Raw genomic sequence first — 21,775 nt, forward strand, 5'->3', positions numbered from 1 at the left:
AAAAAACCGCGCTGCAGCGGCAGCGCCGCAAGATCAGAGGGTGGCCAGGCAACGCTGGAGACGCCCGAGGCCGTCGTTGATCGTGGCAGGCGAAGCGGCGCACGACAGACGGATGCAACGATCATCTCCGAAAGCCACACCCGGCACCACCGCCAGGCCCACCTCCTCCAGCAGCAGCCTGCAGAGCGCCATCGAATCGAGGCCATAGGAGCTCACGTCCGGGAAGGCGTAGAAAGCCCCCTGCGGCGCGCGCAGGGTCACACCCGCAATCGCCTGCAGGCCTTCGGTGAGCAGAGTGCGGCGCTGATTGAACTGCTCTGCCATCGCGATCACGCAGTCGCGCGGGCCGCTCACCGCGGCCAGGGCTCCGTACTGGGCAAAGCTGCAGACATTGCTGGTGCTCTGGCTCTGCAGGGCGCTGGCGGCGGCCACCACGGCCCGGGGCCCCGCCAGCCAGCCGATGCGCCAGCCGGTCATCGCCCAGCCCTTGGCGAAGCCGTTGACAATGAAAATCCGGTCGGCCAGATCGGGGGCCACCGCCGCGAAGCTGTGGTGGCTGTGGCCCGGGGCCAGCAGGAATTCATAAATTTCATCGCAGACCACAGCCACATGGGGATGGCGGCGCAGCACCGCGGCGATCGCCTCGAGATCAGCCCGGCTGAGCACCATGCCGGTGGGGTTGGAGGGGCTGTTCAGCACCAGCAACTTGCTGGCTGGCGTGATGGCGGCGTCCAGCTGCTCGGCCCGCAGGCGGAAGCCTGCGCTGGCATCACTGGGCAGCAGCTTCACCGAAGCACCGGCCAGCTGGGCGAGTTCCGGGTAGCTGAGCCAGTAGGGGGAGGGAAGCAACACCTCATCGCCAGGGCCCAGCAGCACCTGGAAGAGGTTGTAGAGCGCCTGCTTGCCACCGTTGGTCACCAGCACCTGGTCACTGCTGGTGGACACCCCGTTCTCCGCCGAGAGCTTGGTGGCGATCGCCTGGCGCAGCTCCGGCTCACCAGCGGCTGGGCCATAGCGGGTATGACCGCTCTCGAGGGCCTCCGCTGCGGCCGTGCGGATGAAGGCTGGCGTATCGAAATCAGGTTCGCCGGCACTGAGGCTGCAGATATCCCGCCCCTCAGAGCGCAGCTGCTTGGCTTTGGCGGCGATCGCCAGGGTGAGAGAGGGCTGCAACGCCTGCGCCCGGGCAGACAGCGTCAACGGGGCCGGCATGGGACAGGCGCGCCAACGGGGCGCAGCTTCGGCGAAGGGGTCATCCTGCCCTATGCCCTGCAGCCTTTGGCCTGGGCCCTTCACCAATCGCCACGCCGCCCATCAGGAGCATGCCCGTGAGGTCCTGGTAGCCAGGGTGACGGCAGTTCCGGTCGCGTCGATGGAGATTCAAAGCGTTCTGCTACGGGGTTCGCGGAGTAGGCCGCGGCGTCGCTCTCCATGACATCGCCTGCAACCGGACCCGGAATGGAGAACGCCCCCCAGGTCACTGCCTACGGACTGCTGCAGGCTCTGCTGCCCGAGGCACCCCGGCCCAGCAGTCTTCTTGAGCGCCTCCTTCCGACCAGCGGAACCCTGCACGCCCGCACGGATCCCTGGATCGCCGGACGTTCCCATCTGGCCGAGCTTTTCTGCGGCTTGCGATCGGTGGGCCAGGTCATCCTGATCAACAATCCCCTCAGTGGGGCTGTGCTGCTACTCGCACTGTTGCTGCAGTCCGGCTGGATGGCCGCATTCGCGGTGCTCGGCATTGCCGGTGCCCATGCCATGGAAATCGCCATGGCATGGGATCCCTCCTCCAGGAGGCAGGGGATCGTGGGCTTCAACGGGGCCTTGGTGGGATGCGCCCTTGCCTTGGTTGCGCCCCCTTCTGGCCCCGCCCTGGTGCTCTGGTTGGTGTTGGTACCGCTCGCGGGTGCATTGAGTGCGGCCTGCCTGGAGGGGCTGAGGAGCTGGTGGTTTGGGAGGACAGGGTTGCCTCCCCTTTCCCTGCCGGCTTGCCTGATCGGCTGGCTGCTGCCGCTGCTGCTGGCTGGTCTCGGCGCAATCGGCATCCAGACCGATCCGGTGGAACCATCACTTTCATTGTCCGCTTCCTTGCCCTTTGCCGGGGAGGGTTCCCCCTTGCCATGGCTGGTGCAAGGTGTTGTACGGGGTTTCGGTCAGGTTTTTCTCTGTACAGGATTACCCAGCGGAATGCTGGTGCGGCCGCGTCCCTTTGCGTGGTGTAAAACCCGAGGCCCGAATGCCCTGACTCAGAGGGTGAACAGGGTGGAATGACGGGCTGTCATTCCTGAGGTGCAGATGCACCTCGTTCTTCCACGATGAAACGAGACGATTGACTTGTCAAGTCTCTCGTCTGATCGCGGCTGTGTTGTGAGCGGCAGGAGTCTTCTATGCAGCCCAGGGGTTACAGCGCCGGCCCCCGGGCGGCGATCGAGGCCGCTGCGCCCTGTGGGGGCGCTGCCACCTCAATCACCTGGGGCCTGCGTCTTGCACCTCTGCGGCGGCGGCGCTGAGCAGGGCCGGCAGATCCTCCAGCTCCGGGATGGCGGCCATGCTCTCGGCTGAGAACATGCGGCGTCCCTCCAGCTGCCAGTGCTCGTGCTGCTCCAGCAATACCGCGCCCACCAGGCGGGTGATCGACGCGTCGTTAGGGAAGATGCCGACCACCCTGGTGCGGCGCTTGATCTCCTCGTTGACCCGCTCCAGCAGGTTGGTGCTCCAGACCTTCTTCCAGTGAGGCTGCGGGAAGTGACGGAAGGCCAGCACGTCCTCTCTGGCCTCGTTCATGAGCTCGGTGGCCTTGGGGAAGCGCTCCGCCAGCGAGGCGGCCAGGTCATCCCAGCGGCTGAGGATCTCTCCGGCATCCTCCTGAGCGAACACCGAGCGCAGGGCGGCGGTGACCATGCCCTGGTGGGCTTTGGGGACGCGCTGGAGAAGGTTGCGGGCGAAGTGGACGCGGCAGCGCTGCCACACACAGCCCTGCAGCTGGCGCCTGATGGCCTTGGTGAGGCCCACGTGGGCGTCGCTGATCACCAGCTTGACGCCAGTGAGGCCGCGCTCCTACTGCTTCGCAGAAGCCTTCGGCTAGAGCGAGGCAATGAACTCGCTCCAGAAGCCCTCGGTTTCGCTGCCTGTCACCTTGAGACCCAGCAACTCCCGGCGGCCGTCCGCGTTCACCCCCATGGCGACGACGACAGCCCGTGAGCAGACCTGCAGGGCCTTGCCCAGCCTGCCCTTGAGGTAGGTGGCATCCAGGTAGACGTAGGCGTAGCCGGACTCCTGCAGGGGCCGGCTCAGGAACGCCTGCACCTGCTGGTCGATCTCCTGGCAGATGCGACTGACCTGGGATTTGGAGATGCCGCTCTGCGATCCCAGGGCCCCCACCAGGGCATCGACCTTGCGGGTGGAGACGCCGCCGATGTAGGCCTCCATGATCACGGCATAGAGGGCCTGATCCACCCGGCGGCGGGGCTCAAGGATCGAGGGCAGGAAGCTGCCGGCCCGCAGTTTGGGGATCAGCAGGTCGATGTCGCCCACCTGGGTGGTGAGGCTGCGGGGCCGGTAGCCGTTGCGGTAGCCGAGCCGTTCCTCGCTGCGCTCATGGCGGTCGGCACCCAGAACGGCGGCAACCTCCAGCTCGATCAGCTGCTGCAGGCCGTGGCGGGCCAGCTCCGGGATCAGCTCGCCGGCACTGCTGCCATCCAGTAGCGGCGCCAGGTCAACTGCGGCACGATGGGTCTTGGGCATGGTTCGTCTGGTTGAGGTGGTTCTCGAACCAGGGAAACGGGCCTGCCCACCCCTTGCAACGCCAGGCGTCTGAGGTGTGCTCGCTCAGCCCCGGCTACGCCGGGGCTGAGGCCCAGGGGATTTACACCACTGCTGGGGACGCCAGCTGCTGGTGCTCCTGTCGGTCCTTTTGGCCAGTCCAGTGGCGGCACTCCTCGGGGCCCTGGGGGCACTGACAGCAGCTCTGACAGGCCTTCTGCTGGGGCTGAACTCGTGGGAAGAGGTGATCTCAGGAGCGTACGGTTTCAACGCTGTCCTGGCTGCCATCGCCTTGGGCGGCATCTTTTTTGCACCCACCCGCCGGAGTGTGCCGATCGCCATCGCCGGTGCCGCTCTCACCATTCCGCTGGAGCGGATCCTTCTGGCACCCTTGACCAGGGTTGGCTTGCCCCTCTCCTCACTCCCCTTCGTCCTCGCCACCTGGCTGATGCTTGTGATGGTGCGGCGAAGACTGCCGGCCCTGGTTCCGGTGGCCCTTCACGCGATCCTCACCCCCGAGGAGCATCGCCGTCGTTTTCGAGTGGCCCGCCGCCTGCTGGCCGACTTCCGCCACCGCCTGCACCATGCCGCCTCCCCGGGTACGGGTCCAGGTCCATCTCTGGCCTCCTTCATGCAACCCGCTCTGGTGGCGAAATGGCTGGAGCTCTTTCGCCAGCTCGACCTCGATTCCAGCGGCTGTCTTTCCTTGAAGGAGTTACGGCGCGCCCTGGCGGGCGATTGTGCTCAACAGAGTCCTGCGGAGGTCAGAGCGTTGCTGGATCGGGTGCTGCGGCACATGGACCTGAACAGGGACGGCCGCCTGGATGCAGCGGAATTCGTGGAAATGGTCCTGCGGCTGCAGCGCCTTTCCCAGGGCCATGAACGCCTGCTGACCTACCTGCTGCCCGTCGATGCCAATGCCGATGGTCACCTCGATCGGGCTGAACTCCAGCGGCTGTTGCGCAGTGTCGGTGCCCGTCCCCTACAGCCCGAAGAGGAGGTCAGAATCTTCGGTCCACAGCAGCGCCCCCTGACCTGGGGTGAATTTGTGGATCTACTTCTGCTCAGCTGAACCACTCATGTGAGCCGTAGGGTCATGGTCGGCGGATCTCCGATGCCCCGAGACAGGATTCCGCGGAACATTTCGCTGCCTATGAACCCTTTGATCCCCTCCCAGGAGGGCCAGCAGCCGGATGTCTTCCAGGCCGAGCGCTACAGCCCGGCCCTGCAGCCCACCAGAGACGCTTCACTCGCTGAATTCGCAGCCGCCTGTGCCGGTTGCCGCCGCTGTGGTCTGGTGCTGGGGCGCCAGCAGGTGGTTGTGAGCCGCGGCAATCCAACCGCGCGCCTGATGGTGATCGGTGAGGGGCCCGGGGCCCAGGAAGACGCCACGGGGCTGCCTTTCGTGGGGCGCGCCGGCCAGCTGCTCGACCAGATGCTGGCGAGTGTGGGGTTGGACAGCAACCGGGATGCCTACATCTGCAACGTGGTGAAGTGCCGCCCACCCGACAACCGCAAGCCCACAGCCGAGGAGATGGCGGCATGCCTCCCCTGGCTGGAACGGCAGATCCAGCTGGTGGATCCAGCGGTGATCGTGCTGGCCGGCGCCACCGCCCTGGAAGGGGTGCTGGGGGTGAAGGGGGGGATCACCAAGCTGCGAGGCCAGTGGCGCCAGGGCAGCGGCACGGTGCTGGGTGGCCGCTGGCTGATGCCGCTGTTCCACCCCTCCTACCTGCTGCGCAATCCCTCCCGGCAGCAGGGCAGCCCCAAGTGGTTCACCTGGCAGGACCTGCAGGAGGTGCGGCGGCGCCTGGGTGAACTGGAGGCCGCCGCGGCCGGCAGTTCCCAGGGCGATCCGGCGTGAAGACCGCTCGCATGGCAGCAGGTCAATGCAGGCGCCTGCTGGTGGGGGCTGTGCTCGCGCCACTGCTCGCCGCCTGCGGCAGGCCACCGCAGGCCGAGAAGGCTGCGCCGCTCTATCGCTTCCGCGACACCCGCGACCTGGTGAGCCTGGTGGAGGACGGTGCGGCCCACCTGGAGCAGAAGGGTCTGCAGGCCCTCAAGGACTTCTCCAGGCCAGGGTCACGCTGGCTCCATGGCAACGACTATCTGTTTGTCTACGACGCCGATGGCACCAACCTCTTTCATCCCATTTTCCCTGAATTTCAAGGCCGCAACATGGGTCAGCTGCGCGATGTGACAGGCCAGCCGGTGGTGGATCGGATCGTGGCTATGGCCCGCAGGCCGGGGCCCAGGGCCAGCGGGTCAACGACGCCGACTGGCAGGAGCCGGAGATGGCCTCGGTACAGGGGGGGCTGCTCGCCGACGGCCTGACGGTGACCCTTTCGGGCCTGCTGGGCGGCATGGCCTCCGACACGTCCGCCAGCAACGTGGCCCTCAGCCAGGCCTCCGGGGCAACCAGCCGGGTGCTCGCCTACTGGGCTGGCGGCCTGTTCGCCCTGCTGGCATTCTCGCCGCGCCTCACCGCCGTGCTGGCCCTGATCCCCGACCCCGTTGTGGGGGCGATCTTGGTGTACATCATCGCCCTGGTGATCAGCTCGGGCCTGCGGATGATGGTCAGCAAGCCGCTCAGCCCCGCATCCGGCTACGTGCTGGGAACGGCCCTGGTGGTGGGCCTGAGTCTGGATATCCTGCCCCAGCTTTACCTCCACCTGTCGGCCTGGCTGCGCCCCCTGTTCAGCTCCTCACTCACCCTGTCCACGGTGGTGGCGATCCTGCTCACCCAGCTGCTGCGATTGCTGCAGCGTCCAGCCGCCAGCTGACGGTTCTGTGTGACAGGCTTGGCGCGTCTTCCGGCCCCACAGCGATGACCGCCGCCCCGGCCCGCAACCCAAGCGCCGCCGACAGTGCAGTGAACAGCGCCGCCCACAGTGCCGATGCGGCCATTCCCGACTGGGCCAACAACCCTCGCTACGACACGGTGATCCGCCGTCGCAAGACCCGCAGCGTGCGGGTAGGCGACGTGTTGGTGGGCAGCGACCACCCGGTGGTGGTGCAGTCGATGATCAACGAGGACACCCTCGACATCCCTGGCGCAACCGCCGGCATCCGCCGCCTGCATGAAGCCGGCTGTGAGATCGTGCGCCTCACAGTGCCGAGCCTCGCCCATGCCAAGGCGGTGGGCGAGATCCGCAAACGCCTGGAAGACAGCTACCGCCCGGTACCGCTGGTGGCTGACGTGCACCACAACGGCATGAAGATCGCCCTGGAGGTGGCCCAGCACGTCGACAAGGTGCGGATCAACCCAGGGCTCTACGTGTTCGACAAGCCCGACCCGAACCGCACCGAATTCACCCCCGAGGAGGTGGCCGCCATCGGCGAGCGCATCCAGACCACCCTCGAACCGCTCGTGAGCCTGCTCAAGGAGCAGGACAAGGGCCTGCGCATCGGTGTGAACCACGGCTCCCTGGCGGAGCGGATGCTGTTCACCTACGGCGACACCCCTCTGGGAATGGTGGAGAGCGCCATGGAGTTCATCCACATCTGCGACCGCCTCGATTTCCACAACATCGTCGTGTCGATGAAGGCCTCGCGGGCGCCGGTGATGCTGGCCGCCTACCGGATGATGGCCGACCGCATGGATGCCGAGGGCTTCCACTACCCGCTTCACCTTGGAGTGACCGAGGCGGGTGACGGCGACTACGGCCGCATCAAGAGCACCGCCGGCATCGCCACCCTGCTGGCCGAGGGGCTTGGTGACACGATCCGCGTGTCGCTCACCGAGGCGCCGGAGAAGGAGATCCCTGTCTGCTACTCGATCCTGCAGGCCCTGGGGCTGCGCAAGACGATGGTGGAGTACGTGGCCTGCCCCAGCTGCGGCCGCACCCTCTTCAACCTGGAGGAGGTGCTGCACAAGGTGCGCTCCGCCACCGCCCACCTCACGGGTCTGGACATCGCCGTGATGGGCTGCATCGTAAACGGCCCCGGCGAGATGGCCGATGCCGACTACGGCTACGTGGGCAAGACCCCCGGCACCATCTCCCTGTACCGCGGCCGCGAGGAGATCCGCCGGGTGCCGGAGGCCGAGGGGGTGGAGGCGCTGATCGCCCTGATCCGCGAGGACGGCCGCTGGGTGGATCCCTGAACCTTCGCCGGTGATGGTGCGGAGATCCGTTACGACGGAATCGGCCACGGGGGTTACGTTAAAGGGACATTCACTGACGACGGGAGCGCAAGCTGATGGCCAGAGGTCGCGCCGGCATCCTGGTGCTGGTTGGCTTGAGCGCCTGTGCGGCCACTGCCGTCATGGCCCGCGAACTGGTGATGGCCCCCGGAGGCAGTCCCCTGGTGAGCGACAGCCCCAAGGAGGTGATGGACCAGGCCTGGCAGATCGTCTTCCGGGATTATCTGGACACCACCGGCAAGTACACCCCCGATCGCTGGCGGCAGCTGCGTCGCGACATCCTGGCCAAGAGTTACGGCAACCCCAAGGAGGCCTATGAGGCCATCCGCGGCATGCTGGGCAGCCTTGACGACCCTTACACCCGTTTCCTGGATCCACGGGAATTCAAGGAGATGCAGATCGACACCTCCGGAGAGCTCTCCGGGGTGGGAATCCAGTTGAGCATTGACAAGGAGACCAAGGAATTGATCGTGGTGAGCCCGATCGACGGGTCACCGGCCTCCAGAGCGGGGGTGCAGCCGAAGGACGTGATCACGGCGATCGACGGCAAGACGACCAAGGGCATGACCACCGAGGATGCGGTCAAGCTGATCCGCGGCCAGGCCGGAAGCAAGGTGAATCTCACGCTGCGCCGCAAAGGTCAATTGATTGAGGTGCCACTGATGCGGGCGAGGATTGAACTGCATGCGGTGGATCATCAGATCAACACAACCCGGGAAGGCCTCAAGGTCGGTTACATCCGCCTCAAACAATTCAACGCCAATGCCACAAAGGATATGCGGCTGGCGGTGAAGGATCTTGAGGAGAAGGGTGTGCAGGGCTATGTACTAGACCTGCGCAGCAATCCCGGCGGCCTGCTGATGGCCAGCGTCGAGATTGCCCGGCAATGGCTGAACGAGGGCACGATCGTATCGACCAAGACCCGGGACGGCATCCAGGATGTGAAGCGGGCCACCGGCCGGGCACTCACAGAAAAGCCCCTGGTGATCCTGGTCAACGAAGGATCTGCCAGCGCCAGCGAAATTCTCTCCGGTGCTCTGCAGGACAACAAGCGGGCCGTGCTGGTCGGGCAGAAGACCTTCGGCAAAGGTTTGGTGCAATCCGTGCGTGGCCTGTCGGACGGCTCCGGCATGACCGTGACGATTGCCAAGTACCTCACACCCAGTGGCCGCGACATCCACAAGCACGGCATCGATCCCGACGTGCCGGCCAAGATGACTGAGGCGGAGGCTCAGAAGCTCAAGCTTGAGGATCTGGGTACCGCCAAGGACACCCAGTACCGGGCCGCCGAATCCACCCTGATGAAGCAGCTGCGCATCACCGCCACGTCCGGTAGCACCTACAAGCCCGGCAGCGCAAACCTGCCGGCGGCCCTGGGTAGCCGCTGAATCGGGATTCTGGGGCAACAGTCAAGCCTCATTAGGCCAGCGGGGCCCACTGCCAGCCCGTGATCCGGGCTTTGGCCTGCACGTGCCTTGAGAGACCCCATTCTTTTCAGCCATTCCCTTTGGAGCCACTGCCGCTGATCCACTGCCATCCCAGGCCTTGATGTCCAGCAGCTTCTGCCCTTGGAAAGCCACATTGTTTGTGACCCCTGTCCGATCGCAACCCCTGACTGGTGATAGGGCTGCAGGTGGATGACAGCTCAGTACCCTTCGGCCGCTGGCAGGTTAGATGACAAAGATGCCGCAGGGAGCTGACGATCTGAAGCTGAATGCCTAGGGTGCAAGAAGAACCTTCCGGTTCTCCGGAGTGAAACTTCAACCCAGAAGCCTAGGGGCTGCGACTGCCACGACATGAGCCTTTTCGCCAGTTACTCGAAGATCCTCGAGATCGTGGGCGACATCATCCGGGTGGAGGTTCCTGCCGGAGAAGAAGTGGGTGAGAATACACCCCGCTTCAACGATCTTGCGGTCCTGCAGAACGCCAACGGCAGTGGTTCTCTGGCCCAGGTGATTGATCTGAAGCAGGGCTCGGTGGCCCTGCAGGTGTTTCGTGGAACCAAGGGGGTCTCGACCAACTCGCAGGTACGCTTTCTCGGCCATCCGATGACGGCCACCTATTCCGACAACATCCTCGGCAGGGTGTTTCGCGGCACCGGCGAGCCGATGGATGGTGGACCCGAACTTTCGCAGGATCCCCGGGTGCCAATCGGCGGTCCATCGGTGAATCCGATGTGCCGCATCCTGGCCTCCAAGCTGATCCGCACAAACGTGCCGATGATTGATATTTACAACTGTCTGGTGGAAAGCCAGAAGATTCCGATCTTCTCCATCTCCGGCGAACCGTTCAATCCCTTCCTGGCACGGATCGGCATTCAGGCGGATGCCGATGTGGTGGTCTTCGGCGGTCTGGGTCTGATCTTCGACGACTACTACGCCTTCCGCAAGACCTTCGAAGAAGCGGGTGTCTTCCCCCGCACGGTGATGTTCGTCAATCTGGCCTCCGACCCGATCGTGGAACGGATCCTGATCCCCGACATGGCCCTGGCGGTGGCCGAGAAATTTGCCGTGGAAGAAGGAAAACGGGTGCTGGTGCTGCTCAGCGACATGACCTCCTTTGCCGATGGTCTCAAGGAGATCAGCATCGCCATGGATCAGGTACCGGCCAACCGCGGCTACCCGGGAGACCTTTACTCCCAGCTGGCGCGCCGGTACGAAAAGGCTGCCGATTACGCCAAGGGGGGCTCGGTGACGCTGCTCACCGTCACCACCATGCCTGGCGGCGATGTGACCCACCCGGTGCCGGACAACACCGGCTATATCACCGAAGGGCAGTTCTATCTGCACGACGGCATGATCGATCCCTTCGGCTCTCTGTCGCGGCTCAAGCAGAACGTGATCGGCAAGGTGACCCGGGAAGACCACAGCCAGATCATGAACACCACGATCCGGCTGTATGCCGGCGCCAGGGATGCGCAGCAGAAGCAGGCCATGGCATTCGAGCTCTCGGACTACGACCGCAAACTGATCCACTTCGGCGACCTCTTCCGTGATCGCTTCATGGACATCAATGTGGATCTACCGCTGGAGGCAGCCCTGGATCTGGCCTGGCAGACCCTGGCCGAGTGCTTCGAGCCTCAGGAGTTGCTGATGAAGCAGGAACTGATCGACAAGTACTTTCCCCATCCAGTTCCTCCGAAGCCAACTCCTGCCCAGCCAACTTCAACGCAGCCGGCTTCAACGCAAACAGATTCTTCGCAGCCAGGCTCTCCGCCATCAGGCCCGCAGACAACCACCGTCGCATGAGCAGACTCTCCCTCACCAAAGCCTCCCTCAGCCGGCAGAAGGGTCTGCTCAAGACCTATCACGACGTCTTGCCGTCCCTGGACCTCAAACGTCGTCAACTCAGTGCGGAGCGAGAAGCCGCCCGCCAGCAGCTGGAGGAGGCCCGAACCCGGGCGGCCGCCATCGAGGCGGAGGTTGGGAAATCCTGTCCGATGCTGGCCCACGAGCGGATCGACCTCTCGGATCTGGTGACCATCACCGCCGTTCATCAACAGGAGGAAAACCTGATGGGCACCCGCCTGCCGAAACTGCAAGGGGTGGACTTCCGGGTGGCCGACTATGGCTTGCTGAGCCGGCCCTTCTGGGTGGATGCCGTGGTGGGCTGGCTGCAGGAGGCCCTGCGCAATCAGCTGCAACTGCAGGTGGCCGAGCAGCGGCTGGAGCTGCTGCGACAGGCCGAGCGCAAGGTGACCCAACGGTTCAATCTGTTCGATCGGGTGCTGATCCCCCGGACCCGCAGCAACATCAGACAGATCACCATCTACCTGGCCGATGCGGAGCGCGCCGGGGTGGTCAATTCCAAGATCGCCAAACGCAAGAAACAACGGGACATCGCCGTGGCGCCATGACGATCATTCCTCTGGCCAAGCTCACGCTGTTCGGGCTCTCGGCCGACCGGAAACCCCTGCTCGATGGCCTCCAGAGCCTCGGCTGCGTGCATCTGATCCCCCTGACCAGCACCACGGAAGACGAGAATTTCGTGGTCGCACGGCCCAGCGAAGACGCCCGCAAGGCCCTGCGCTATCTGATGGATGTCCGGCGACGGCGCCATCAGACGAGGGTCGATGCCACGTTTGATTTCGACCGCATCGTGGCCGAAGCCCTGGCCAACAGGCAACGCAAGCAGCAGGCCGAGGATCGGGTGCTGGCCCTGGGCAAGCGACTGGATGAACTGGAGCCCTGGGGAGACTTCAGCCTTCCCGATCAGGATGGACTGGCGGGCAATCTCCTGTGGTTCTACCGGGTGCCCCACCCCAAGGCCGCCGCATTTCGTGGTGCCCTTGGCAGTCTTGGTCTGCCCTGGCAATTGCTGCACGAATCCCCCGCCCATGGGTATTACGCCCTGATCGCCGAGCAGGAACCCGATCAGGCACTCCTGCCCGTGGCCCGTTCCCATGTGGGGGCCCAATCCCATCGGGATGTGCAGCGCCAGTTCGATGACGCCCGCACCGCCCTGGAGGATGTGGAGGCCGAGCACGAATCGCTCAGCCGCTGGGTGTTTCTGCTCTCCAAACACCTCACCCGGGCCGAGGACGCCCAGGCGCGGGAGCAGGCCAGCGGCATGGCCCTCGATGACGACACGCTGGTGCAACTGCAGGGCTGGATTCCTCGCCCCGCCCTGCCCCGTCTCGACGCGTTTGCGCAACAGCACGGTCTGGCCTATCTCGCCGAGGTGCCGGAGCCGAAGGACTCCCCACCCACCCTGTTGCGCAACCCCGCCACCCTGAGCGGCGGCCAGGATCTGGTCACCTTTTACGAGACCCCGGGCTACCGCGACTGGGATCCCTCGATCGTGGTTTTTTTCTCGTTCGCGTTCTTCTTCGCCATGATCATGGCGGACGCCGGCTATGCCCTGGTGCTGGGGCTGGTGGTAGGCCTGAAGTGGACAGCGATGGGGCGCTCGTCCGGTGGACGCCACTTCCGCATTCTGGCGGTTGTGGGCCTGGTGATGGCGCTGATCTATGGAATTCTGGCCGGCAGCTATTTCGGCGTAGCCCCTCCAGCTGGTTCCCTGTTGGCGCACTGCAAGCTGCTGGATCTCAATGATTTCGCCGCGATGATGAAGCTGTCGCTGGTGGTGGGCTGTGCCCACCTGCTCCTGGCCAATGGCGTGGTGGCCCTGCGGGGCCAGTCGCTGGCCCAGACGGCACCACCGATCGGCTGGATGGCGGTGATTCTGGGCGGGCTGACGCTCTATCTCAGCCAGGCCGAGACTCCCTTCCTTCACCTGGGCATCGGCCTGATTGCGGGTGGACTGCTCACCGTTCTGCTGCTCAGCAGTGAACGCCGTATCAGCCATCCGGCCGATCTGCTGCTGCGCCTGCTGGACGGGCTGGGATCGCTCACCGCCATCTCGAAGTTATTCGGCGATGTGATGAGTTACCTCCGTCTGTTTGCCCTGGGCCTGGCGAGCGCTTCCCTGGCGATCACCTTCAACCAGCTGGCTGGGCAGGTCTCACACTCGGGCCTGGCCTTGGGTGTGCCGATTGCACTGTTGATTCTGGTGCTGGGCCATGGCATCAATCTGTTGCTGGCGATCATCAGTGGATTTGTGCACGGCCTACGGTTGAACTTCATTGAATTCTTCAACTGGGGGCTGTCCGGGGAAGGTGTTCCCTTTAGGCCTTTCATCAAAAAGGAGCTTGCCTCTTGAACGACCATTTCTCTCTACTCGCTCTCGGCTGGATCGGGATTTATGCTCCGGTCGCTCTGGGGGCGATCGGTGCCGCGATCGGCTGCACCATTGCCGGTCAGGCAGCGATCGGCGCGATGATGGAAGTCAACAGCGGCTACGGTCGTTTTGTCGGCCTTTCGGCGCTGCCATCGTCGATGTCGATCTACGGCATTGTGGTGATGTTCATCCTCAACAGGCCGGTGATCCCGGCCAATGCCGGGGCCCTGTTCGGCCTGGGCACTCTGTCGGGACTCGCCTTTCTGATTGCCGCGACCTATCAGGGTCTCTGCTGCGCTTCGGCGATCGCCGGATCGAAGTCGAAGCCGGAGATTTTCGGCCTGGCCTTGGCACCGGCCGCAATCGTGGAGGGCTTCGCCGTCTTTGCCTTTGTGTTCGCCCTGGTGGCTGCCGGTGGGATTCCCAAGTAAGTCACCCCGTATCACGTCCAACTCTGTGATCCGCTGTTCCCCCTCCTCTGTTCTGGAGTGCGATGCCCAAGTTCCGAACCAAACGTGAAGACACCCCGGCCCAGGTCGCTGCGGGGGTTGAGGAGCTGATCTCCCGTCTGCGGGATCAGGGTGTGGCCGCCGGCAGGAGCCAGGCCGATCAACTGGTGGCCGATGCTCGGACCGATGCCCAGCATCTGCTGGATCAGGCCCGCCAGCAGGCCGACCAGATCGTGCAGCAGGCCCGTCATCAGGCGGAAACCCTGGAAAACTCGGGCAAGCAGGCCCTGACGCTGGCCCTGCGGGATGCGGTGCTGGAGCTGAAGTCGCAATTGATGGAGCGGTTCCGGGGCGAAGTGCGCCAGCTGGTGGGAGAGGAGCAGCAGAAGCAGGAAATCCTCGAAAAGATGATCCTGGAGGTGGTGGGTCGTGTACGGGGCGAGGCCGACCGCTCCGAGCAGCCTGAAGTGATCCTGCCCCGCCACATCGCCGGCCTCGAGGAACTCAGCCAGAATCCCCAGGAGCTCGAAAACGGCGTGCTCACCCGGTTCGTGCAGCTCGTGTCCCGGGGGATCCTGCGCGAGGGGGTCAGCTTCGGCGTCGCCTCCGACCACCAGCAGGGGCTGCGACTGCGGCTGGTGGATCGCGATGTGATGCTCGACATCAGTGATGCGGCCGTGGCCGAGGCCATCCTTCAGCATCTGCAACCTCGCTTCCGGGCGCTGCTGGAGGGTGTCGTGAAATGAGCCCCCGCTACACGGCGCTGATGGCCAGCCTGCCGCCCCTGGGAGGTCTGTTGGAGGCGCGGGCACCGGCGATTTCGATGCTGAAACTGGAGAGCCGCCTCAACTTGCTGCACCCCGAGGACAAACGCACCCTGGACCTGATGGTGGTTTTTCTCTCCCAGTCGGTGCGCGACGACGACAGTCTGGCTGCTCCGGTGGACGCCCGTCTGCTGGAGTCGGCGAATCAGTTCTTCAAGGAGGTGTCGAACCCCACCCTGCGCCAGCTGGTGGCCCAGCGTCTCGACCTGCGCACGATCATCGCGGCCCTGCGCCGACGCCACCGCGGCGAAAGCGAGCCCCCCACGGGTCCCGCCTGGGGCTTTGGTCCCTGGGTGAACACGATCGAGCGGCGCTGGAAGGAGCCGGCCTTCGGTCTTGAGGCGGTCTTCCCCTGGATCCCCAACGTGAGCCACCTGCTCGAATCGGGAGATCTGGTGACGCTGGAACGCTCGTTGTTCGGAGTGATCTGGAAGGATCTTGACCGTCTTGGTTTCGGTCACCACTTCGACCTCGAGGCCGTGGTTGTGTACGTCGCCCGCTGGGCGCTGGTCGATCGCTGGTCCCATTACGACGCCCGGTTGGCCGTGACGCGCTTCGGCGATCTCGTCAGTACCTCGCTGGCGGGCATCACCAACGGCTCCCAGGCTCCGCCCCCCCCTCGATCCGCTCCCGCCACCCAACCCGCCGCTGCCAGCCGATGACCGAAGCCAGCTTCAACATCGCCCGCGTGGTCGCCGTGCAGGACGACCTGGTGACGATCGCCATGGCCGATACCAATCCGCGACCGATCCTCAAAAATGAGGTGATCTACATCCTCCCGGGCCGCAAGGACGGCAACCGGCAGGAACGCCTCAAGGCCGAGGTTCTGAGGGTGCACGGCTCCACCGCCGATGCCCAGGTGTACGAAAGCACCAAGGGAGTGGGCGTGGGAGATCCCGTCGAACAGTCGGGCGAACTGCTGTCGGTCACCCTCGGGCCGGGTCTGCTGAGCCAGGTGTACGACGGCCTGCAGAATCCCCTCGCCGGGCTGGCTGCCGGGTATGGCACGTTCCTCCCCCGGGGAGCCGTAGTGCCGCCCCTGGATACCGAGCGGAAATGGTCGTTTCAGCCCACCGCCAGGATGGGCCAGCGGCTCAGGGCCGGTGATGTGATCGGCACGGTGCAGGAAGGCCGCTTCACCCACAAGATCATGGTGCCCTTCGCCGAGCCTGGAGAGGTCACGCTCGACTGGATTCAGCAGGGCAGCTTCACCATCGACACCGCGGTGGCCCGCATCCGCGATGCCCAGGGCAACAGCCGCTCCCTCACCCTCACCCAGGAATGGCCGGTGCGGCAACCCCTGCCCCAGAACCTGCTGGAGAGGCGGCTGTGTGAGCGGCTCTATCCGGAGGAGCCGATGATCACCACCCAGCGGATCGTCGACACGTTTCTGCCGATCGCGCGCGGGGGAACCGGTTGCATCCCGGGGCCCTTCGGCGCAGGCAAGACCGTGCTGCAGAACATGATCTCGCGCCACTCCGACGTGGACGTGGTGATCGTGGTGGCCTGCGGCGAACGGGCCGGCGAGGTGGTGGAAACGATCACCGAATTTCCCAAACTGATCGACCCGAAAACGGGGGGATCACTGATGGATCGCACGATCATCATCTGCAACACCTCCTCGATGCCCGTGGCGGCCCGGGAGGCTTCGATCTACACCGGGCTCACCCTGGGTGAGTACTACCGCCAGATGGGTTTCAACGTGCTGCTGATCGCCGATTCCACCTCCCGCTGGGCCCAGGCGATGCGCGAAACCTCCGGCCGGCTTGAGGAGATCCCCGGAGAGGAGGCCTTTCCGGCCTATCTCGACTCCTCGATCAAGAGTGTCTACGAAAGGGCCGGCATCATCCGCACCAACGACGGCAGCGTCGGCAGCCTCACCATGATCGGCACCGTGTCACCAGCCGGCGGCAACTTCGAGGAGCCGGTCACCCAATCCACCCTCAGCACCGTGAAGGCCTTCCTGGGACTGAGTGCGGATCGGGCCTACAAGCGTTTCTATCCCGCGGTCGACATCCAGATGTCCTGGTCGCGTTACTTCGGCCAGCTCGAAGGGTGGTTCGCCAAGCATGTCGCCCCCGACTGGGTGAAGCGGGTGCAGGCGATGACTGATCTGTTGCGCCGCGGTGATGCGGTGAACCAGATGATTCAGGTGACCGGCGAGGAGGGCGTCACAATCGAAGACTTCATTCTGTATCAGAAGTCCCTGTTTCTCGACATGGTGTACCTCCAGCAGGATTCCTTCGACGAGGTGGATGCCAGCTGCTCGATCGAGCGCCAGAAAACCTGCTTCGATCTGGTCTGCGGGCTGGTGGACCAGACTTATCACTTCAACGACAAGAAGGCCGTTCGTGATTTCTTCACCCGCCTGACCGGTCTGTTCAAGAACCTCAACTATGCACCCACCAACTCGCCCACTTACACAGGCTTTCTGCAACAGATCCAGACTCTCGCCACCACCCAGGCTCATCCGCCTGGCATCGCCAAGACGACGGAACCGGTGTCCAGCCGCTGAGCTGAGCTGAGCAGACCAGACCAGGCGAGAGCTGAGCGGTGCAGATCCGTGGGAGTCTCAGACCAGGGAGGCCGAATCCTGTCCAGCGTCGCTGCCCGTCATCAGGCCGGTGAGATCGGTGGTCCCGAACACCTGCCGGTAGGCGGCAGTGCTGATGCAGGCCACCACGGGAATGGCCACGAAAAGGCCCACAACACAGGCCATCAAGCCGAGCAGCAGCACGGCAAATTCCGCCAGGCCCAGCAGCAGCACCTGGCCCCATTGCGGGTCAACCACAGCGCGGCCCCGCTGGATCGCGCTGATCGGGCCAAGTCCCTCCAGCAGGCTCACCTGGGCCAGGAACTTCTGATTGATCACTACATAAATCAGCACCAGCAGGGCCACGAGCAAGGGCAGGACTGCCAGCAACTGGCTCAGCTGCGCCACTCCGAAGGCCAGGCCGGCGGCCACGAGGAGCATCAACCCCACCAGGACGCCGAGCACCAAGCCGTTGCGAAACAGCCGGATCATGGCCGCCCCATCCCAGCGCACGAAGGTCGCGAAGCTGGGTTGACCACCCTCAAGAGCGCTCCAGGATCCCCGCACCAGGGCAACGCTCCCCCAGAGACTAACGATCACACCGGCCACAGCCCCCAGCAGCGCCACCAACGCCATCGGCCCGCTGATTGGCAGTCCCTCTTCATTGGTACCCAGCCGCTGAATGCCACTGAAAATCGCATTCACCACCGTGAGCAGCAGGGAGAACCCCACGAAGACCCAGGGGGCCCGGCTGAAGGCCGCCCAGCCTTGCCTGACCGCTTCGAAAACATCAAGTTGAGCCGGAGGAGGCGGAGAACTCTCGATCATGGAGGCGAGTCCCTGTGAAACAGCGGGTGCGCCCACAGTAGGGAAAGACATTCCGGCGCGCCATGACGATGTCGTCCCAGCACGGAGGGATGAGGTGGTTCCAGGCCTTAGTCGCCGATCATTGAGACCATGAAAGCCACGGTGTTCGGATCACATTCGACCGGCGAATCATTAGCGAGCTCTTGCCCATGGCTAAGATCTTGGATTTGCTTTACTTGACTGAAAGGCAGCCATGGACATAGCGAAGCTCCAATAATCAAGTCTTGGATGAAATGACTTGAAGAGAGTTTGCGGAGGACCCTGTTGAAGGCATTGCAGGAGGTGTTGAGCCCCCTTCGAGGAAGAGGGTCTGCGTTGGGTAAGCAAAGGCGATGGCTTCACCGAGGAATTTCTCCATAATCTGATAATTCACTTCTTGCTGAACATTCAGAGCCAGGACGTAATCACCACCTGGGACAAAATACACAAATTCAAATTCGAGAGCGCTGTCTGCAAACCGCACGAAATGACAGCGATCGAACTCAGCCGGCGGCACCTGCTCGACCACCTGCTGCAACAGCGCAGGAATGCGGCGCACTTTCTCCAGTGAGGTCTGGTATTCAACGCCGATGTGATGCACCAGCCGGCGGCGGGGCAGATCGCCGAAGTTGCGGATCGTCTGAGAGAGCAGATCCTCGTTGCTGATCACGATGCGCTCGCCATCGAGGCTGCGCAGACTCGATGAACGGATTCCCACTCTCTCCACCGAGGCCCAGTGCCCGCCGAACTGAATCACCTGCCCGATTTCGAAGGGTTGATCCAGCAGGATCGTGAGATAGTTAATGAAGTTCGACACTGGCCCCTTCAGGGCCAGGCCGATACCGATGCCGGCACCCGCCAGGGAGGCATAGATCGCGCCCATTTCCACGCCCTGGTTCTGCAGGAACACCAGTCCCCCGAGCAACCAGAACAAGGTGCGGATCATCGGGGCCAGACTCTGCAGAGTGGCGATCTGCCTGTCCTTGCCGAACCGGCGCAGCGAGCGATCCAACAGCAGCAACAGACTGCTGTTCACCAAGCGCACCACCAGCACGATGGCAACCAACTGGAAGGCCCCCTCCACGACCCGGTCGAGCCAGGCACCGGCGGCCAGGGCCTGCAGCTCAGACACCAGGCTCTGCCACCCCCAGACCGCCACCCCCAGATAGGCCAGCGGCGTGATCGTGCTCAACACCAGGCTGGCCAGCAGATCGTCGGTGCGGCTGCTGGTTCGCCCGACCAGCCGCATCACCCAGCGCTTGAGCAGACGCGACGCCAGCCAGACCACGAAAGCGCCAAGGGCCATGCCGCCCAGGGTGCTGAGAATGGCTAAGGCGGCGGTGTTGTTGATTCCTCCCATCGGCATCCGTTGATCCTGCGGCACATTCGGTGCACTCTATGCAGAGATCGACGACTGCGTGGCTGAACCCTGAGCCATGCTGCAGCACACAGATCCAGCGAGGCGGCCCCCAGGCAGACGTGCAGGGAATCAGCCGGGCGGCATCCCCTTGGTGGAGACATCGGCTCCAACCTGTGGGCCTGGAAGCCCTCCCAACAGAGCACGACTGAGTTCCGTCGGCAGCTGCAGCTGCAGCGCACCCTCGCTGAGATGGAGGGTGCGCTGGGGGAAGGGGATCGTGATGCCGTATTGCCGCATAACGGCTTCGATGCGGTAGTTCAGGGCACTGATGATTTCATACTGACGGAGTGGCTGGTTGATCCAGATCAGCAGATGGAAGTTGAGAGCGTTGTCGCCGAAGCCCTGGAAGAACACCTGCGGTTCCGGTTCCTTGAGGATGCCGTCCACATCTGCGCAGGCTTCGCACAGGGCCTGGGTCACCTGTTGCGGATCACTGCCGTAGGCCACCCCCAGAGGCACCTGCAGGCGGGAGGTGGTGGAGCCGTGACTCCAGTTCACCACCCGGGATTCGAGGAACTCGGAATTGGGCACAATGATGGCAATCCGATCCAGGGTGAGCACCTCCGTGCTGCGCAGATTCACCCGCTGCACGGTGCCCTGCAGATCACCGATCTCCACGAAATCCCCCACCCGGATCGGCTGCTCGAAGATGATCACCAGACCGCTCACGAAATTCTTGGTGATGCCCTGCAGACCGAGGCCCACGCCCACGCCCAGGACACCCGCGAACAGAGTGAGAGAGGACAGATCCAGGCCCCAGAGCTGCAGCAGCACCAGGGTGCCGATGAACAGCAGGCCATAGCGCACCACAAAGGCCACCGCCTCCTGGGCTCCCACGTTGATGCCCGTGTATCGCAGGACGCGACTGCGTAACAGCCCCTGCAGGACCCCAACCAGGCGGGTGAGCAGCACAAACAGACCCAGCAACACCACGACATCCAGGACGGAGTAGCTGTTTTCTCCCAAGGGAAGAAACGGTGAGGCGAGGCTGTCGCTCAGGGCGGTGGCGACCCGATAGAAGCCGATCCGGGCGCTGGGAAACGGCTGAGCCGCCAGGGCGATCGCAGAGATCCACAGACCGATCTTCAGCGCCAGCATCCCGCTGCGCAGCAGAAAGCGCAGACCTTGAACGCGCATGGGGCGCGCCGGATCGATCGCAGCCGGCTCGAAATACCTTTGCGCCAGGTTCCGGCCCAGCCACCCCAGAGCGCGCTGACCCAGCCAGGCGAGCAGCAGCAGAGCTGCGGCCAGCAGGAGACTGCGGCGAACGTGATCCGGATGGCGCTCCCGGCGGCCCTGCTCGATCGCCTTCTCCAGCTCCGCCTTCCAGCGCTGGGCCTGCGCAAAGGGGTCGAGCCCATCGGGGGCATCGCGCCGGGTCACGGTGATCAGCACCTGCCCGTCGAGGGCGAGCACCGGAAGGTTGTTGTGCTCCCGCACTGTGATCTGCACGGGGCGACGGGAGAGCACGGCCTGCTGGAGGATGCGGTTGACCGGCTCCACCCGTTGTTCGGCACTGAACTCATTCGATGACCAGACGCCGAACAAGGGACGGCCGTCCAGCTCCACCTGCTCGGGCCCCGCAGCTTGCGAGGCAGCCTTGGTGAGCGATCCAGCGGATCCCTTCTCTGCCGGTACTGCGGCCTGGGGAATCACGGGCCCGAGCGGTGTCGCGCCTGCCCCCTGAAGCAGTCCCGCCCCGACCGTGATCGCCAACCACGCCGCAAGGACGATGGGAAACAGCAACCGAGGCAGTCGCTGACGGCCTCTCGGGGACCGTCTATGGCGGTGACGTCCTTGAGGGGGGAGACGGTTTGGGGTCATGCCGCTCTCTCCAGAAGGCCGGTGCCTGAGGCTGACGCGAGGCCACGAATCTCGTGCCACCTTCCCACCCCCGCAGACCCCGCCAAATCGAAACTAAATATTAAGAGCCCAGGCCAGACCTGGGTTGGATGGGACAACCTTGGACGTGTCACAGTCCGCAGCCTGCTGGATCGGTGAAGCCGGGCCAGTCGGGCCTTCAGCCGGACCGCGTCACTTGTTCTCCGCAACAGGTCCCCATGGACATCCCGCCGCCCTCCCTCCAACCGAGCATGTCGGTTGCATGTCCTGTGGCCC

General features: G+C 64.3%; 18 protein-coding genes and 1 pseudogene. 14 read left to right on the plus strand and 5 right to left on the minus strand.

Annotation, left to right across the window (positions count from 1 at the left end):
- Nucleotides 1-33: 33 nt before the first annotated feature.
- Entirely contained in the window at nt 34-1,212 is a 1,179-nt protein-coding gene (locus tag H8F24_RS18660; RefSeq protein ID WP_197156514.1) for a pyridoxal phosphate-dependent aminotransferase, read from the minus strand.
- A gap of 246 nt (nt 1,213-1,458) precedes the next feature.
- Here H8F24_RS18660 and H8F24_RS18665 point away from each other — a divergent pair, with 246 nt between their 5' ends.
- Nucleotides 1,459-2,271 (plus strand): urea transporter, encoded by an 813-nt coding sequence (locus H8F24_RS18665; protein ID WP_197156516.1) that lies wholly within the window; start codon nt 1,459-1,461, stop codon nt 2,269-2,271.
- Between the two features lie 195 nt (nt 2,272-2,466).
- Here the strand turns inward: H8F24_RS18665 and H8F24_RS18670 are convergent.
- A pseudogene (locus H8F24_RS18670) lies at nt 2,467-3,744 on the minus strand (IS256 family transposase).
- 151 nt (nt 3,745-3,895) lie between these two features.
- Here H8F24_RS18670 and H8F24_RS18675 point away from each other — a divergent pair.
- The 13 genes from H8F24_RS18675 (at nt 3,896) to H8F24_RS18735 (ending at nt 17,373) form a co-directional block, all read left to right on the plus strand.
- The gene (locus H8F24_RS18675) at nt 3,896-4,834 is read left to right on the plus strand and encodes an urea transporter (protein ID WP_197156518.1); all 939 of its coding nucleotides are present in this window, start codon (nt 3,896-3,898) and stop codon (nt 4,832-4,834) included.
- A gap of 81 nt (nt 4,835-4,915) precedes the next feature.
- Nucleotides 4,916-5,626: a uracil-DNA glycosylase family protein gene (locus H8F24_RS18680; protein WP_197156520.1), complete on the plus strand. Its 711-nt coding sequence runs from the start codon at nt 4,916-4,918 to the stop codon at nt 5,624-5,626.
- Nucleotides 5,623-6,096 carry a cache domain-containing protein gene (locus tag H8F24_RS18685; RefSeq protein WP_231597969.1) on the plus strand — a complete coding sequence of 158 codons (474 nt, stop codon included), beginning with the start codon at nt 5,623-5,625 and terminating at the stop codon, nt 6,094-6,096. Before H8F24_RS18680 ends, H8F24_RS18685 begins: the two co-directional genes overlap by 4 nt.
- Complete coding sequence (locus H8F24_RS18690; protein ID WP_197156524.1) at nt 6,057-6,545, plus strand: solute carrier family 23 protein; 489 nt, start codon at nt 6,057-6,059, stop codon at nt 6,543-6,545. Before H8F24_RS18685 ends, H8F24_RS18690 begins: the two co-directional genes overlap by 40 nt.
- Nucleotides 6,546-6,589: 44 nt before the next feature.
- On the plus strand, nt 6,590-7,867 hold the full coding sequence (gene ispG / locus H8F24_RS18695; protein ID WP_231597970.1) for a (E)-4-hydroxy-3-methylbut-2-enyl-diphosphate synthase: 1,278 nt from the start codon (nt 6,590-6,592) through the stop codon (nt 7,865-7,867).
- A 95-nt stretch (nt 7,868-7,962) separates the two neighbouring features.
- The gene (locus tag H8F24_RS18700; RefSeq protein WP_197156526.1) at nt 7,963-9,294 is read left to right on the plus strand and encodes a S41 family peptidase; all 1,332 of its coding nucleotides are present in this window, start codon (nt 7,963-7,965) and stop codon (nt 9,292-9,294) included.
- 408 nt (nt 9,295-9,702) lie between these two features.
- A complete protein-coding gene (locus H8F24_RS18705) occupies nt 9,703-11,154 on the plus strand; it encodes a V-type ATP synthase subunit B (RefSeq protein WP_231597971.1) in 1,452 nt (483 codons plus the stop codon).
- Nucleotides 11,151-11,762, plus strand: coding sequence for a V-type ATP synthase subunit D (locus H8F24_RS18710; RefSeq protein ID WP_197170488.1), 612 nt, complete (start codon nt 11,151-11,153; stop codon nt 11,760-11,762). Before H8F24_RS18705 ends, H8F24_RS18710 begins: the two co-directional genes overlap by 4 nt.
- The gene (locus tag H8F24_RS18715) at nt 11,759-13,567 is read left to right on the plus strand and encodes a V-type ATP synthase subunit I (protein WP_197170489.1); all 1,809 of its coding nucleotides are present in this window, start codon (nt 11,759-11,761) and stop codon (nt 13,565-13,567) included. The genes H8F24_RS18710 and H8F24_RS18715 overlap by 4 nt, the downstream gene beginning before the upstream one ends.
- A complete protein-coding gene (locus tag H8F24_RS18720) occupies nt 13,564-14,016 on the plus strand; it encodes an ATP synthase subunit C (protein WP_197170490.1) in 453 nt (150 codons plus the stop codon). Before H8F24_RS18715 ends, H8F24_RS18720 begins: the two co-directional genes overlap by 4 nt.
- A gap of 62 nt (nt 14,017-14,078) precedes the next feature.
- Nucleotides 14,079-14,780: a hypothetical protein gene (locus H8F24_RS18725; RefSeq protein WP_197170491.1), complete on the plus strand. Its 702-nt coding sequence runs from the start codon at nt 14,079-14,081 to the stop codon at nt 14,778-14,780.
- On the plus strand, nt 14,777-15,520 hold the full coding sequence (locus H8F24_RS18730; RefSeq protein WP_197170492.1) for a DUF2764 family protein: 744 nt from the start codon (nt 14,777-14,779) through the stop codon (nt 15,518-15,520). Before H8F24_RS18725 ends, H8F24_RS18730 begins: the two co-directional genes overlap by 4 nt.
- Complete coding sequence (locus H8F24_RS18735) at nt 15,517-17,373, plus strand: V-type ATP synthase subunit A (protein WP_197170493.1); 1,857 nt, start codon at nt 15,517-15,519, stop codon at nt 17,371-17,373. Before H8F24_RS18730 ends, H8F24_RS18735 begins: the two co-directional genes overlap by 4 nt.
- 57 nt (nt 17,374-17,430) lie before the next feature.
- Here the strand turns inward: H8F24_RS18735 and H8F24_RS18740 are convergent, their stop codons facing one another.
- From H8F24_RS18740 to H8F24_RS18750, 3 genes are all read right to left on the minus strand, one after another.
- Nucleotides 17,431-18,219 (minus strand): hypothetical protein, encoded by a 789-nt coding sequence (locus tag H8F24_RS18740; RefSeq protein ID WP_197170494.1) that lies wholly within the window; start codon nt 18,217-18,219, stop codon nt 17,431-17,433.
- A 256-nt stretch (nt 18,220-18,475) separates the two neighbouring features.
- Nucleotides 18,476-19,369 (minus strand): mechanosensitive ion channel family protein, encoded by an 894-nt coding sequence (locus H8F24_RS18745; protein WP_231597972.1) that lies wholly within the window; start codon nt 19,367-19,369, stop codon nt 18,476-18,478.
- A 357-nt stretch (nt 19,370-19,726) separates the two neighbouring features.
- Nucleotides 19,727-21,373 (minus strand): mechanosensitive ion channel family protein, encoded by a 1,647-nt coding sequence (locus H8F24_RS18750; protein ID WP_231597973.1) that lies wholly within the window; start codon nt 21,371-21,373, stop codon nt 19,727-19,729.
- Between the last annotated feature and the right edge of the window lie 402 nt (nt 21,374-21,775).

The sequence above is a fragment of the Synechococcus sp. CBW1002 genome, from assembly GCF_015840915.1.
Lineage (GTDB): Bacteria > Cyanobacteriota > Cyanobacteriia > PCC-6307 > Cyanobiaceae > CBW1002.

Bases quoted from the DNA above. Each gene is read 5' to 3' on its own strand.
- H8F24_RS18660 (WP_197156514.1), bottom strand. From the start codon at position 1,212: ATGCCGGCCCCGTTGACGCTGTCTGCCCGGGCGCAGGCGTTGCAGCCC.
- H8F24_RS18735 (WP_197170493.1), top strand. From the start codon at position 15,517: ATGACCGAAGCCAGCTTCAACATCGCCCGCGTGGTCGCCGTGCAGGAC.
- H8F24_RS18700 (WP_197156526.1), top strand. From the start codon at position 7,963: ATGGCCAGAGGTCGCGCCGGCATCCTGGTGCTGGTTGGCTTGAGCGCC.
- H8F24_RS18725 (WP_197170491.1), top strand. From the start codon at position 14,079: ATGCCCAAGTTCCGAACCAAACGTGAAGACACCCCGGCCCAGGTCGCT.
- H8F24_RS18690 (WP_197156524.1), top strand. From the start codon at position 6,057: ATGGCCTCGGTACAGGGGGGGCTGCTCGCCGACGGCCTGACGGTGACC.
- H8F24_RS18705 (WP_231597971.1), top strand. From the start codon at position 9,703: ATGAGCCTTTTCGCCAGTTACTCGAAGATCCTCGAGATCGTGGGCGAC.
- ispG (WP_231597970.1), top strand. From the start codon at position 6,590: ATGACCGCCGCCCCGGCCCGCAACCCAAGCGCCGCCGACAGTGCAGTG.
- H8F24_RS18665 (WP_197156516.1), top strand. From the start codon at position 1,459: ATGGAGAACGCCCCCCAGGTCACTGCCTACGGACTGCTGCAGGCTCTG.
- H8F24_RS18740 (WP_197170494.1), bottom strand. From the start codon at position 18,219: ATGATCGAGAGTTCTCCGCCTCCTCCGGCTCAACTTGATGTTTTCGAA.
- H8F24_RS18715 (WP_197170489.1), top strand. From the start codon at position 11,759: ATGACGATCATTCCTCTGGCCAAGCTCACGCTGTTCGGGCTCTCGGCC.
- H8F24_RS18680 (WP_197156520.1), top strand. From the start codon at position 4,916: ATGAACCCTTTGATCCCCTCCCAGGAGGGCCAGCAGCCGGATGTCTTC.
- H8F24_RS18710 (WP_197170488.1), top strand. From the start codon at position 11,151: ATGAGCAGACTCTCCCTCACCAAAGCCTCCCTCAGCCGGCAGAAGGGT.
- H8F24_RS18730 (WP_197170492.1), top strand. From the start codon at position 14,777: ATGAGCCCCCGCTACACGGCGCTGATGGCCAGCCTGCCGCCCCTGGGA.